The sequence below is a fragment of the Enterorhabdus sp. P55 genome (assembly GCF_009911695.1).
Lineage (GTDB): Bacteria > Actinomycetota > Coriobacteriia > Coriobacteriales > Eggerthellaceae > Enterorhabdus.
Genome location: NZ_QWKK01000008.1, coordinates 39,996 through 53,403, shown reverse-complemented (window position 1 = coordinate 53,403; position 13,408 = coordinate 39,996). Strand labels below are relative to the sequence as shown.

Genomic DNA, 13,408 nt, shown 5'->3' with positions numbered 1-13,408 from the left:
TTCCGCCCCCGCGCACCCGCCCGGCTCCCGTTCTCGCCTCGGCGCCTCGTCCGCGCGCGTCCACGCGTCCCTGCGTGCCACAGTCCCGCGCCCTCGCCCTCGCGCTGGCGTCGCGCTTCCGCCCCCGCGCACCCGCCCGCGCTCCCGTTCTCGCCTCGGCGCCTCGTCCGCGCGCAGTCCCGCGCCCCCGCGTCCTCGCTCGCCTCCCGCCTCCGTCTCGCCCGGGCGCCCCGTACCAGCCCTCGCGCGATCGCCTACCCCTCGCCCAGCTCGCGGGCCCAGTCGAAGTCGGGCGGGGGAGCGACGGGCAGGCCCTCCGCGTCGGCGGGCGCGTGGGGATCCCAGGCGCAGCGGGCCAGGTCGATGCGGCCGTCGTCGAGGAAGGGCACCCCCTCGGCCTCGAGCATCTCGCGCTGGACCTCCGGTCCGCCGAAGGCGAAGCCCTTGCAGAGCGAGCCGTCCTTGAACACCACGCGATGGCAGGGGATGTCGTCGGCCTCCGCGCCGGGCTCCGGGTTCGCGCGCAGGGCGTAGCCCACGTAGCGGGCCGTGCGCGGCTTGCCGATCAGCCGCGCGATCTGCCCATAGGTGGCCACCTTGCCGCGCGGCACGCGGCGAACCTGCTCGAACACCTGGTCAGCGTATGCTCCCATTCGGTGACGTCCTCTCCCTCGGTGACGGCTCGATTATCCCCGTGTGCTATGGTGGCGTCAAACGCCGCCGCTGCGCTGCACGGTCGGCGCGGTGATACTCGGCAAGAAGGCGGAAGAGGGGCGAAGGCGATGCGGACGACGGTGACGAAGGCGGGGGATGGCGGCGAGACGTCGCTGTTCGACGGCACGAGGGTGTCCAAGACGAGCGTGCCCATCGAGGCGCTCGGTCTGGTGGATGAGGCGCAGGCCGCACTCGGGATGGCGCGGGCGCTCGCGCAGAACCCGGCGGTGAGCGAGGAACTGCGCGACGCCGAGTCCCTGCTCGCCGTCATGATGGCCGACGTGGCCGACCCGGGACGCGATCCGCTTCTCGGCCCTGACGACGTGGCCGCCCTCGAGCAAACGGTCGCGCTCCTGGCGACGCCGCTGCCTGACGGCTTCGGCTTCGACCTGCCGGGCGCCAACCCGTCCTCGGCCCAGCTCCACGTGGCGCGTACCGTCGTGCGTCGCTGCGAGCGGGCCCTCTGGCGCCTGCGTGCCCAGGACGCGGAGGGCAGCCGTCCGATCGTGGCCGACGCGGCGATGGCCTACCTCAACCGCCTGTCCGACCTCTGCTTCGTCTGCGCCCTCATCGAGGCACGCGACGCCTAAACGGCTGCCGGGGCTCCCGGCGCGAACTTGACGCGCTGCGCAGCCCGCCCTGCCGGCTGATGCAGCCCCACAAACAAGAATGGCCCGCAGGGAGGGGGATCCTGCGGGCCTTCTTGTTTGTGACGGCAGCCAGACGAGGAGGGCTCCGTCACCCGGTAAAGCAAAGAGAGGAGGAGTTGCCCGGAAGGTTGCTCGCCGTCTCGGCCCCGCCTTGTCGGCGGCTTCGATTCGGCGCTCGTCCTTCCTGACGAAAGTTAATATAAGATAACTTCTGACGAAAAGCGAGAGTATTAACTGAGGCTAACAATTTCTCCACAACTGCATCGACTCGACTACGGATCGTCCCTCCGGGCGCCTTGCCGCAGGCAGCGGGGGAGGCGGGCGGTATCATGAGGGGCGATCGTTCGCCGACCACCCATGCGGGCTCCGACGAGGGGCTGCGCGGAAAGGGAGCAGCATGACTCACGCCATCACCGCCGCAGAGGCCGCCGTCGCCCTCGCCGAGGGACGCGCCGTCGTTCTTCCCACCGACACCGTCTACGGGCTCGGCGTGGCGGTGGGCCCCGCCGTTGACCCCGCTGAGCTCTTCCGCCTGAAGGGACGCGACGAGGGCAAGCCCGTCGCCTGGCTCGTGGCCGACCCCGCCGACCTTGACCGCTACGGCGTCGACGCTCCCGCCTACGCCTGCGACCTGGCTGCGCGGCTGTGGCCGGGTGCGCTCACGCTCGTGGTGCGCGCCTCCGACGCCGTGCCGCCGGCCTTCCGGTCGGAGGCGGGCACCATCGGCCTGCGCATGCCCGCCTCTGACGACGCGCTCGCCCTCATCCGCGCCGCCGGCGTCCCCCTGGCCGTCACCTCGGCCAACCCCGCCGGCGAGCCGGCCCCGCGCCGCGCCGAGGACGTGGACGAGACCCTGGCCGCCGCCTGTGCCGGCGTGCTGGGTGGCGCAGGCGCGGCCGGCGGCACGGCCTCCACCGTCGTCGACTGCACAGGGCCCGCTCCCGTCATCCTGCGCGAGGGCCCCCTGGCCGCCGCGGTGCGCGCCTGCGCGGCCCAGCACGCCGCGACTCGGGCTGAGGGCCTCGCAGCCGATGGCGCCCAGCATGCGTCCGCCGACGCCGGCTGCGCGTCCGCCGGCGACGCCGCCTCGGCGTTGGCCGCGCCCGTCCGCACGCCCCTCGGCTTCCTCTCCGCCGACGGCTCCACGCCCGTGCACGCCGTGCTCTGGGAGCCGCCCGCCGTCGCCTCCGGCGATCGTCCTCGCGGCATCGTCCAGATCGTTCACGGCATGGCCGAGCACATCGACCGCTACGAGGGCTTCGCCGCCTTCCTCGTCTCCCACGGCTTCGTGGTCTGCGGCCACGACCACCTGGGCCATGGCGGCACGGCGCCCGACCCAGCCAGCCGCGGCCTCATCGACCCTGCCGCCGGGGCCGATGCTCTCGTGGCCGATGTGGGCGGCCTGCGCGCCCTCGTCGCGGGCCGCTACGAGGGCGACGTGCCCTACTTCCTCTTCGGCCACTCCATGGGATCCCTCGTCCTGCGCGTCTACCTGGCCTCCCACGCAGCGGGCCTGGCCGGCGCCATCATCTGCGGTACCGCCCATCGGCCGGTGGTCGTCTCCAAGGCGGGCAACCTGCTCGCCCGCGCCATCGTGGCCCTGCGTGGCGCCGACGCCCGCAGCAACCTGCTCCACTCCCTGGCCGACGGGTCCTACTCCCATCAGGTGGACGATCCACGCACCCCCTTTGACTGGCTCACCCGCGACCAATCCGAGGTGGACGCCTTCATCGCCGACGAGGCCAGCGGCTTCATGTTCTCCGCCGGCGCCTACGCGGCCCTCACCGACCTGGCCTTCCGCGCGGCGCTGCCGCGCACCTTCGCCGCCGTGCCCCACGACCTGCCCGTCCTGTTCATCGCCGGGGACGCCGATCCAGTGGGCGACGCGGGCCGCGGCGTCGCCCGCGCGGCGCAGAGCATGGAGGCCGCGGGCGTGGCTGATGTGTCCCTCAAGCTCTACGAGGGCATGCGCCACGAGATCCTCAACGAGATCGGCCGCGAGGAGGTCTACCAGGACGTCCTCGCCTGGCTCGACGCGCGGCTCTAGGCCTTCGCAGGCGGAGCCCGCCCCGCCCGCCCCCGTCGGCGCTTCTCGCATGCGCCCCGCGCGCCAGCGGGTTTTTTGCGCGGCACGCGCAATCTTCGATGCCGTCGCCCCGTGTTGGGCCTACAATGTCAAGCTGTCGGAAAAACCCCAGGCCGCACCCGCAGGAGAGCGGCCCGTCCCATCGGAGGAGGACGCCCATGCGCGTGAGCATCGCAAGCGACCACGCCGGCTTCGAGCAGAAGCAGGCGCTCGTCGGCTACCTGGAGGGCCTGGGCCACGACGTGGCCGACCTCGGCCCGGCCGACGACGGACGGGTCGACTACCCCGACTACGCTGAGAAGGTGGCCCGCGCCGTGGCGGGCGGCCAGGCCGATTTCGGCGTGCTCGTCTGCGGCACCGGCATCGGCATGGCCGTGGCCGCCAACAAGGTGGACGGCATCCGCGCCGTCAACATCGTGCGGCCCGACTTCGCCGCGCTCGCCCGCGAGCACAACGACGCCAACGTCCTCACCCTCTCGGGGCGCTTCGTCAGCCTCGAGGAGAACGAGGCTATCATCGACGCGTTCCTCGCCACCCCCTTCGGGGGCGGCCGCCACGCCGGACGCGTCGCCAAGATCCACGACCTGGAAAGGAAGCGCTAAGCCCATGGCCCTCGAACACCTGTCCCAGACCGACCCGGCCGTCGAGGCCGCCCTGCGCGCCGAGCTGGCCCGCCAGCGCGGCAGCGTCGAGCTCATCGCGTCGGAGAACTTCACGTCCCGCGCCGTCATGGAGGCGGTGGGCAGCGTCCTCACCAACAAGTACGCCGAGGGCTATCCCGGCAAGCGCTACTACGGCGGCTGCGAGAAAGTGGACGTGGTGGAAGACCTCGCGCGCGACCGCGCCTGCGAGCTCTACGGCGCCGCCTTCGCCAACGTCCAGCCCCACTCCGGCGCGAGCGCCAACTTCGGCGCCTACCTGGCCATGATCGAGCCGGGCGACACGGTGCTCGGCATGAGCCTCGACCACGGCGGCCACCTCACCCACGGCAGCCCCGTCAACTTCTCGGGCCTGCTCTACCACATCGTCTCCTACGGCGTCGACCCGGCCACCGAGACCATCGACTACGACGCGCTGGAACGCCAGGCCAAGGAGGTGCGCCCCAAGGTCATCGTGGGCGGCGCCTCGGCCTACCCCCGCGTCATCGACTTCGAGCGCATGGCCGCCATCGCCCACGAGGTGGGCGCCTACCTCATGGTGGACATGGCCCACATCGCCGGCCTCGTGGCTGCGGGCCTGCACCCGAGCCCCGTGCCCCATGCCGACATCGTCACCTCCACGAGCCACAAGACCCTGCGCGGCCCGCGCGGCGGCTTCATCCTCACCAACGACGAGGAGATGGCCAAGCGCATCAACAAGGCCATCTTCCCCGGCGCCCAGGGCGGCCCGCTCATGCACGTCATCGCTGGCAAGGCCGTCGCCTTCGGCGAGGCGCTCCAGCCTGCGTACCGGGACTACATCGCGCGCGTGGTGGAGAACTGCCGCACGCTGGGCCAGGGCATGCTCGACGGCGGCCTGCGCCTCGTGTCGGGCGGCACCGACAACCACCTGTGCCTGGTGGACCTCACGGCCGCCGACATCACCGGCAAGGACGCCGAGAAGCTGCTCGAGTCGGTGGGGCTCACGGTGAACAAGAACTCCATCCCCAACGAGCCGCGCTCGCCCTTCGTCACCTCCGGCATCCGCGTGGGGTCGGCCGCTGCCACCACCCGCGGCTTCACGGCCGAGGACTTCTACCAGGTGGGCCAGCTCATCGCCGCCGCGGTGTTCCATCCCGACGACGCGGCCATGCTTGCCGACATCCGGGGCAAGGTGGACGCGCTGCTCGAGGCGCACCCGCTCTACCCGGGCCTGGAGTACTAAGTAGGGAAGCGAGGGAAAGGCAGCCCCATGGACAACGAACGCGTCATCGTCATCGACCACCCGATGGTGCAGCACAAGCTCTCCATCCTGCGCGACGAGGAGACCTCCTCCAAGCAGTTCCGCGAGCTCGTGCGCGAGCTGGCCCTGTTCGAGGGCTACGAGGCCACCCGCGACCTGCCGCTGGAGAACATCGTCATCAACACGCCCATCTGCGCGGCCGACGCCAAGCAGATCGGCGGCAAGAAGCTGGCCGTCGTGCCCATCCTGCGCGCCGGCCTGGGCATGGTGGACGGCGTGCTCGAGCTCATGCCGGCCGCCCGCGTGGGGCACCTGGGCATGTTCCGCGACGAGGAGACCCACGAGCCCCACGTCTACTACGACAAGCTGCCGGCCGACATCGCCAGCCGCCAGGTGCTCGTGGTGGATCCGATGCTGGCCACGGGCGGCTCGGCCGCCGCGGCCGTGCGCTACCTGCGCGAGGCGGGCGTGCGGGGCACCATCAAGCTCATGGTGCTCGTGGCTGCTCCCGAGGGCATCGAGGCCGTGCTGGCCTCTGACCCCGACGTGCGCGTCTACACCTGCGCCGTCGACGAGGGCCTCAACGAGAACGCCTACATCGTGCCGGGCCTGGGCGACGCGGGCGACCGCATCTTCGGAACCAAGTAGCCGGGGGCGCCCAGCGCGCCGCCGGGGAAGGAGGACGCCATGTCCGAGGGCTTCAAGGACAGCCGCCCCAGCTGGGACGAGTACTTCATGAAGCTGGCCAACGAGGTGGCCGAGCGCACCACCTGCCTGCGCCGCGGGGTGGGGGCGGTCATCGTCAAGGACCGCCGCATCCTGGCCACGGGCTACAACGGCGTGCCCACGGGCCTCGCCCACTGCGCCGAGACCGGCTGCCTGCGCCAGCAGCTCGGCGTGCCCTCGGGCCAGCGCCACGAGATCTGCCGCGGGCTGCACGCCGAGCAGAACGCCATCGTCCAGGCCGCCCGCTTCGGCACCGACATCGACGGCGCCACCATCTACATCAACACCCAGCCCTGCGTGGTGTGCGCCAAGATGCTCATCAACTCCGGCATCACCGAGGTGGTCTACCAGAACCCCTATCCCGACGAGCTGGCCATGTCCATGCTCGCGGAGTCCGGCATCAAGGTGCGCGTCTTCGAGCCGGGCGCCGAGCCCGCGGCCGAGTAGCCCGCCTGCGTCCTGGCGTCGAGGTCCCGTCGCGTGCCCTGCGCGGGCCCGCGCCTCGCGTCCCCAACTGCGTCCGACCGCCTTCGCGGCCCCGTCCCTCCACGGCGAGGGGCGGGGCCGTGCCGCGTCTGGGGCGCCCTTCGCGCGCCCCGCGCGCCGCTCGCCTATTTTCGCAAACTCTCACCTGCCAACCCCCGTGCCGACGCTATCATACGTAGCGGTTTAATGGGTTGAATGCGCGATGCGGCGCTCGGATGAGGACGGTTTATGGCACTTGCGATTATCCTCGGAGCGTTCGCCGGCGTGGCGGGGTTCGCCCCGCTGCTCATCGGGCTGCGCATGACGAGGAAGACGGCCTCTGCGGGCATCGCCGGCTCCATGCTGGTGCTGTTCCTGGCGCTGTTCGTCTCCTTCGTCATCCTGGTCATGACGGCCGTCGTCTGCATCGCCCTCAACCGGGAGCTCGGCTTTCCCTTCGTGGTGGCCGAGGTCGTTGCCCTGAGCACGGTGGCCATCGCCTACGGCGTGGGCACCGTCGTGAGAAAGTAGAAGGAAAGGGTTGATACGTGGACGCTCTTGAACAACTGTCACACCATGCGCAGGAACTGCAGGAGTCCTTTAACTCCACCATCGTCGTCGGGAGCAGCACCTTCGGCATGACGCAGTACGTGCTGTGGATGGTGATCTGCTGGATCATCACCTGCGTGGTGGTTCTGACCGTCGCGCGCAAGCTGACCCTCGTGCCCACCAACAAGTTCGTGAACACCGTCGAGTACGGCTACCAGTTCGTCCGCAACGACATGGGCGAGGGCATCATTGGCCACGGCTACAAGAAGCACGTGCCCTTCCTGGCCACGATGTTCTTCTTCATTCTCATCTCGAACTTCGTCGGCCTCATCCCCGGCTGTAAGACGCCCACCGGCACCATCTCGGTCACCTGGGCGCTCGCGACCCTCTCCTTCCTCTACTTCAACTGGTGCGGCATCAAGGCCCACGGCGGCCTGGGCTACATCAAGTCTATCGCCCCGTCCGGCCTGCCGGCCCCCATGGTGCCCATCATCTGGTTCTTCGAGCTCATCTCGCTCATTCTGCGCTGGCTTACCCTGGCTGTCCGACTCTACGGCAACATGTTCGCCGGCCATATGGTGCTGGGCATCTTCGCCCTGGCCACTGGCATCTTCCTGACCACCGGCATCGAGGCCATGAGCCCCACCGCCGGCATCTCTGTGGCGTGGTTCGCGCTCCTGCTCGTCATGTACGCGCTGGAGACCCTCGTCGCCTTCCTTCAGGCCTACGTGTTCACGGTGCTCACCTCCGTGTACATCTCGCTGGCCACCTCGGCGCACTAGGCGCCCGTCGGGGCTGCGTGCCCCTGGGGAGCCGCGCTCCCCGCACCCGCTTGGGTTCTACCGGCACATCCACATCGTCGGTTGACCATAGATGTCATTGTTTTTGGGAAACAGGCTCAAAAACGGTAAAAGGAGGAAATTGTGGAAATCGAACTCGTACTTTCTGCTCTGAAGGTCATCGGCTACGGCCTCGGCGCCATCGGCCCTGGCGTGGGCATCGGCCTGGCCTGCTACGGCTGCTGCATCGGCACCGCCCGCCAGCCCGAGGTTCAGGGGCGTCTGTTCACCAACTTCATCATCGGCGCCGCCCTTGCCGAGGCCCTCGCCCTCATCGGCTTCGTTCTGGCCTTCATCCTGTAACCCACTTCAGTCTGATTCGGTTTGTAAGCCGCGAAAAGGCTAGAAGGAGGTTATACGTGAAAGCAAGAGCAAGCAAGGCAGTTGCGAAGCTCAGCGCCTCGGCGCTGGCGGTGACTGCTGCGTTCCCGGCGCTCGCGTTCGCCTCTCCTGAAGCTGCCGACGAGAAGGCGGGTGGCATCGCTCAGATCCTGCCCGACATGATCGAGTTCATCCCGATGCTCGTCGCCTTCATCATCCTCTGGATCATTCTCGCGAAGTTCGGCTGGCCGATGTTTAACGGCATGCTGGAGAAGCGCGAGAACACCATCCGCGAGGCCCTGAAGAAGTCCGAGGAAGCTCAGATCGAGAGCGAACGCGTGCTCCAGGAGTACAAGCAGCAGCTCGCTGACGCCAAGGCCCAGGCAGCCCAGATCATCTCCGACGCCCGTGCCACGGGCGAGGCAGTGAAGGCGGACATCAGCGCCAAGGCCCAGTCCGAGGCTGAGGACATGATCGCCAAGGCGAAGGTCGCCATCGAGGCCGAGAAGAAGCAGGCTGTGGCCGAGCTTCAGGGCTCCGTGGTGGACATCTCCGTGGATGTGGCTGCTAAGCTCATCGGCGAGGACCTCACCGAGGGCGAGCATCGCAAGATCATCGAGCGCTACGTGAGCGAGGCAGGTAGTTTCAATGCCAACTAATCGCCTTGTCGTCAAAGAGGAAGTCGCCACCTACGCCGCCGTCATGTTCGACGGGGCGAACCAGGCCGGCGGCCAGGACGCCGTGGTCGAGGTCCGCGATCAGATGGAGGAGGTCCTGCGCGTCATGAACGCCGACATGGATCTCTCCCACGCGCTGTCGAACCTCGACTACACCGCGCAGCAGCGTCACGACCTGGCCGAGGCCGTCTTCGCCGACTGCAACCCGGTGTTCATCGGGGTCATGGCCGTCATGGCCGAGCGCGGCGATGCCGACCTGCTCCCCCGCGTCTACGAGGCCTACGGCGAGGAGCTCAGCTCCAAGCTCGACCTCTGCGTGGTGGACGTCACGACGGCCGTGGCCCTCGACGACAACCTGCGCACCCTTATTACCCGCAAAGCCGAAGCCGATTTGGGCAAGAAGATCGTTCTGCGCGAGCGCATCGACAAGTCTATTTTGGGCGGCATCATCATGAGCGCCAACGGCAAGCGCATCGACGCGAGCATAATCTCGCAGATCAACCACGCGCGCCAGGTGCTCAAGGATTCTTCAGATGGAGGTGAATGCTAGTGACTGAAATCACCGCACAGTCCATTGACGATGCCCTGCGCAAGCAGCTCGCCGCGCTGAACGTCAGCGTCGAGTCTCGCGAAGTCGGCACGGTCATCCAGGTCGGCGACGGCATCGCCCGCGTCGACGGCCTGCGCGACGCCATGGCGGGCGAGCTGCTCGAGTTCGTCAGCAAGGAGGGCAAGACCGTCTACGGCCTGGCTCAGAACCTCGAGGAAGACGAGGTCGGCGCCGTGCTCCTCGGTGACGTCACCGCAATTCGTGAGAACGACCAGGTTCGTACCACCGGTCGTATCGTTGAGGTTCCCGCCGGCAAGGGCCTGCTGGGCCGCGTCGTGAACCCGCTCGGCATGCCCATCGACGGCAAGGGCCCCATCACTGCCGAGGGCTACCGCCCTGTCGAGTTCAAGGCCCCGGGCGTGACCTCGCGCAAGCCCGTGCACGAGCCCATGCAGACGGGCATCCTGGCCATCGACTCGATGATCCCCATCGGCCGCGGCCAGCGCGAGCTCATCATCGGCGACCGCCAGACCGGCAAGACGGCTATCGCCATCGACGCCATCATCAACCAAAAAGAGACCGACATGATCTGCATCTATGTCGCCATCGGCCAGAAGGCCTCCACGGTTGCCGGCGTCGTCGAGACGCTCGAGCGCCACGGCGTCATGGACAAGACCATCATCGTCTCCGCCAACGCGTCTGACTCGGCCCCGCTGCAGTACATCGCCCCCATGGCCGGTGCTGCCATGGGCGAGTACTTCGTCTACAACGGCGAGAACGGCGAGCCCGCCGGCCCCGAGAACAAGGGCCGCGCGGTCCTCATCATCTACGACGACCTGTCCAAGCAGGCCGTGGCCTACCGCCAGATGTCGCTGACCCTGCGCCGTCCTCCGGGACGCGAGGCCTACCCGGGCGACGTGTTCTACCTGCACTCCCGCCTGCTGGAGCGCGCGGTCAAGATGTCCGACGAGAACGGCGCCGGCTCCATGACGGCCCTGCCGATCATCGAGACCCAGGCTGGCGACGTGTCCGCCTACATCCCGACCAACGTGATCTCCATCACCGACGGTCAGATCTTCCTGCAGACCGACCTGTTCTTCCAGGGCCAGCGCCCCGCTGTTGACGTGGGCATCTCTGTGTCCCGAGTCGGCGGCTCCGCGCAGATCAAGGCCATGAAGCAGGTGGCCGGCTCCCTGCGTCTGGACCTCGCGTCCTACCGCGAGCTGCAGGCCTTCACCCAGTTCGGCTCCGACCTGGACAAGGCCACGCAGGACCAGCTGACCCGCGGCTCCCACATGACCGAGCTGCTGAAGCAGGGCCGCTACAACCCCATGCCCGTCGCCGAGCAGGTGGTCTCCATCTACGCCGGCAACGAGGGCTACCTGGACGATCTGCCGCTGGACGACGTGGTGCGCTTCCGCACGGAGCTGCTCGACACCATCCGCGCCCAGAAGCCGCAGATCTTCGAGAGCATCATGACGGAGAAGAAGCTGACCGACGAGATCAAGGCCTCCCTGAACGACGCCATCAGCGCGTTCAAGCAGTCCTTCGTCCCGACGGCGTAAAAGGCGGTCACCATGCCCAACCTTCACGACATAGAACGGCGAATCAACTCCGTCGCCTCGACGAAGCAGATCACGCGCACCATGGAGATGGTCGCGGCTGCGAAGATCCGCCGGGCCACCGAGCGGGTGAACGACGCGCTGCCCTGGGCCATGGCCGTCTCGGACATGCTCATCAACGCGGCGAAGCACGCCCCGATGGACTCCGAGCCCCTGCTCCAGGTTCATGACGAGGTCAAGCGCGCGCTGGTGGTCGTGGTCACCTCTGACCGCGGCCTGGCCGGCGGCTTCAACAGCAACGTGCTGCGCCACGCCGAGAAGCTCATCCGCGAGAAGGAGCGCCAGGGCGTCGAGGTCGAGGTTGTTGCGTGCGGCAAGAAGGCCCTGGGCTATTTCAGCTACCGCAACATCAAGCCGGTGATGGAGTTCCAGGGGCTTTCCGCCGACCCCACCTACGAGGAGGCGGCCCAGATCTCCGCTTACCTGGCCGAGGGCTACCGCGAGGGCACGCTCGACGAGGCGATCATCGTGTACAACCACGCGAAGAACGCCGCTGAGCAGCGCCTGGTCGAGCAGCAGGTGCTGCCCGTGAACCAGCAGTCCTACGCTGACCTTTTGGGCCTCAAGCCCAAGGAGGAGGACGTCTTCGCGAGCTTCCGCGAGAAGGATGACACCATCCCTCCGGGAGACCTCGACTTCGAGCCGGATGCGGAGTCCGTCATGCGGTACCTGATGCAGGCCTACCTGCGCAACGCCTTCTACTTCGCACTTCTCGATTCCGCTGCGGGCGAACAAGGCGCTCGCCGCAACGCAATGAAGTCGGCTACCGACAACGCTAACGAGATGGTCTCCACCCTGACCCGCGTGTACAACCGCGTGCGCCAGGGCGCGATCACCACCGAGATCACCGAGATCGTTGGCGGCGCCGCAGCTTTGGAGGAATAAATGGCTGAAACTATCGAAAAAGGAGCGGCCAAGCAGGGCGCTACGGGGCGGATCGTCCGCATCGTCGGCGCTGTTGTAGACGTTGAGTTCCCGCCGGACGCCATGCCGGCCATCTACAACGCCTTGACCGTGAAAGCTACTACCCCGATGGGCGAGGTCAGCACCGTGCTCGAGGTTCAGACGCAGCTTCCCGGCGATCTGGTCCGCACGGTTGCCATGAGCTCGACCGACGGCATGGTGCGCGGCATGGACGCCGTGGACACGGGCGCTCCCATCATGATGCCCGTGGGTCAGGCGACCCTCGGCCGCATCTGGAACGTGCTGGGCGAGCCCGTCGACGGCAAGCCCATGCCCACCGACGTGGAGTGGATGCCCATCCACCATCCCGCGCCCGCGTTCGACACGCTCATCACCACCACCGAGACGTTCGAGACCGGCATCAAGGTCGTCGACCTGATCGAGCCCTACGTCAAGGGCGGTAAGACGGGCCTGTTCGGCGGCGCTGGCGTCGGCAAGACCGTTACCATCCAGGAGCTCATCAACAACCTGGCCCAGGAGCACGGCGGCACGTCGGTGTTCACGGGCGTGGGCGAGCGCACCCGTGAGGGCACCGACCTCTACCTGGAGATGGAGGAGTCGGGCGTCATCAACAAGACCTGCCTCGTGTACGGTCAGATGAACGAGCCTCCGGGAGCCCGTCTGCGCGTGGGCCTGGCCGGCCTGACCGAGGCGGAGTACTTCCGCGATCAGGGCCAGGACGTGCTGCTGTTCATCGACAACATCTTCCGCTTCACCCAGGCGGGCTCCGAGGTGTCGGCCCTGCTGGGCCGCATGCCCTCCGCCGTGGGCTACCAGCCGACGCTGGCCACCGAGATGGGCGACCTGCAGGAGCGCATCTGCTCCACCACCACGGGCTCCATCACCTCGGTGCAGGCCGTCTACGTTCCCGCTGACGACCTGACCGACCCCGCGCCGGCCACCACGTTCACCCACCTGGACGCCAAAACGGTTCTCTCCCGCGGCATCGCCGAGCTGGGCATCTACCCCGCCGTCGACCCGCTGGAGTCCACCTCCCGCGCGCTCGACCCGGAGATCGTCGGCGAGGAGCACTACCGCGTGGCCGTGGGCGTGCAGCAGATCCTGCAGCAGTACAAGGACCTGCAGGATATCATCGCCATCCTCGGCATGGACGAGCTGTCGGAGGAGCAGAAGCTCACCGTCAACCGCGCCCGCAAGATCCAGAAGTTCCTGGGCCAGCCGTTCCACGTGGCCGAGGTCTTCACCGGCGTGCCGGGTGTCTACGTCCGCGTGGAGGACACGGTGCGCTCCTTCGCCGAGATCCTCGACGGCAAGTGCGACCACATCCCCGAGCAGTGCTTCGTGAACAAGGGCCCCATCGAGGATGTCTACGCGGCCTACGACGCGATGCAGAAGGATGAGTAA

Annotated in this window: 15 protein-coding genes; 14 read left to right on the top strand and 1 reads right to left on the bottom strand. The window is 68.1% G+C overall.

Annotated elements, in window-relative coordinates; all coding sequences use genetic code 11:
• Positions 1–254: 254 nt before the first annotated feature.
• A complete protein-coding gene (locus D1643_RS01925; protein ID WP_160708055.1) occupies positions 255–653 on the bottom strand; it encodes an MGMT family protein in 399 nt (132 codons plus the stop codon).
• Positions 654–782: 129 nt separating this feature from the next.
• Between D1643_RS01925 and D1643_RS01920 the strand changes: the two genes are divergently transcribed.
• The 14 genes from D1643_RS01920 to atpD all read left to right on the top strand — a co-directional run bounded on the left by D1643_RS01920 (position 783) and on the right by atpD (position 13,408).
• Positions 783–1,304 (top strand): cob(I)yrinic acid a,c-diamide adenosyltransferase, encoded by a 522-nt coding sequence (locus D1643_RS01920; protein WP_160708053.1) that lies wholly within the window; start codon positions 783–785, stop codon positions 1,302–1,304.
• Between the two features lie 457 nt (positions 1,305–1,761).
• Complete coding sequence (locus D1643_RS11735) at positions 1,762–3,411, top strand: L-threonylcarbamoyladenylate synthase (protein WP_160708051.1); 1,650 nt, start codon at positions 1,762–1,764, stop codon at positions 3,409–3,411.
• A 197-nt stretch (positions 3,412–3,608) separates the two neighbouring features.
• A complete protein-coding gene (gene rpiB / locus D1643_RS01910; protein WP_160708049.1) occupies positions 3,609–4,052 on the top strand; it encodes a ribose 5-phosphate isomerase B in 444 nt (147 codons plus the stop codon).
• A 4-nt stretch (positions 4,053–4,056) separates the two neighbouring features.
• Positions 4,057–5,313 carry a serine hydroxymethyltransferase gene (gene glyA, locus D1643_RS01905; RefSeq protein ID WP_160708047.1) on the top strand — a complete coding sequence of 419 codons (1,257 nt, stop codon included), beginning with the start codon at positions 4,057–4,059 and terminating at the stop codon, positions 5,311–5,313.
• A 27-nt stretch (positions 5,314–5,340) separates the two neighbouring features.
• Positions 5,341–5,979, top strand: a complete 639-nt coding sequence (upp, locus tag D1643_RS01900; protein ID WP_160708045.1) for a uracil phosphoribosyltransferase — start codon at positions 5,341–5,343, stop codon at positions 5,977–5,979.
• A 39-nt stretch (positions 5,980–6,018) separates the two neighbouring features.
• Positions 6,019–6,504, top strand: coding sequence for a cytidine/deoxycytidylate deaminase family protein (locus tag D1643_RS01895; RefSeq protein WP_160708043.1), 486 nt, complete (start codon positions 6,019–6,021; stop codon positions 6,502–6,504).
• 267 nt (positions 6,505–6,771) lie between these two features.
• A complete protein-coding gene (locus D1643_RS01890; protein WP_160708041.1) occupies positions 6,772–7,053 on the top strand; it encodes a hypothetical protein in 282 nt (93 codons plus the stop codon).
• A 17-nt stretch (positions 7,054–7,070) separates the two neighbouring features.
• Positions 7,071–7,853 carry a F0F1 ATP synthase subunit A gene (gene atpB, locus D1643_RS01885; protein WP_370520257.1) on the top strand — a complete coding sequence of 261 codons (783 nt, stop codon included), beginning with the start codon at positions 7,071–7,073 and terminating at the stop codon, positions 7,851–7,853.
• A gap of 141 nt (positions 7,854–7,994) precedes the next feature.
• Complete coding sequence (atpE, locus tag D1643_RS01880) at positions 7,995–8,213, top strand: ATP synthase F0 subunit C (protein ID WP_370520255.1); 219 nt, start codon at positions 7,995–7,997, stop codon at positions 8,211–8,213.
• 56 nt (positions 8,214–8,269) lie between these two features.
• The gene (atpF, locus tag D1643_RS01875; RefSeq protein ID WP_160708039.1) at positions 8,270–8,890 is read left to right on the top strand and encodes a F0F1 ATP synthase subunit B; all 621 of its coding nucleotides are present in this window, start codon (positions 8,270–8,272) and stop codon (positions 8,888–8,890) included.
• Positions 8,880–9,458 (top strand): ATP synthase F1 subunit delta, encoded by a 579-nt coding sequence (gene atpH, locus D1643_RS01870; protein ID WP_160708037.1) that lies wholly within the window; start codon positions 8,880–8,882, stop codon positions 9,456–9,458. Before atpF ends, atpH begins: the two co-directional genes overlap by 11 nt.
• Positions 9,452–11,023, top strand: a complete 1,572-nt coding sequence (gene atpA, locus D1643_RS01865; protein ID WP_201750908.1) for a F0F1 ATP synthase subunit alpha — start codon at positions 9,452–9,454, stop codon at positions 11,021–11,023. Before atpH ends, atpA begins: the two co-directional genes overlap by 7 nt.
• A gap of 12 nt (positions 11,024–11,035) precedes the next feature.
• The gene (atpG, locus tag D1643_RS01860) at positions 11,036–11,965 is read left to right on the top strand and encodes an ATP synthase F1 subunit gamma (protein ID WP_160708035.1); all 930 of its coding nucleotides are present in this window, start codon (positions 11,036–11,038) and stop codon (positions 11,963–11,965) included.
• Complete coding sequence (gene atpD / locus D1643_RS01855; protein WP_160708033.1) at positions 11,966–13,408, top strand: F0F1 ATP synthase subunit beta; 1,443 nt, start codon at positions 11,966–11,968, stop codon at positions 13,406–13,408.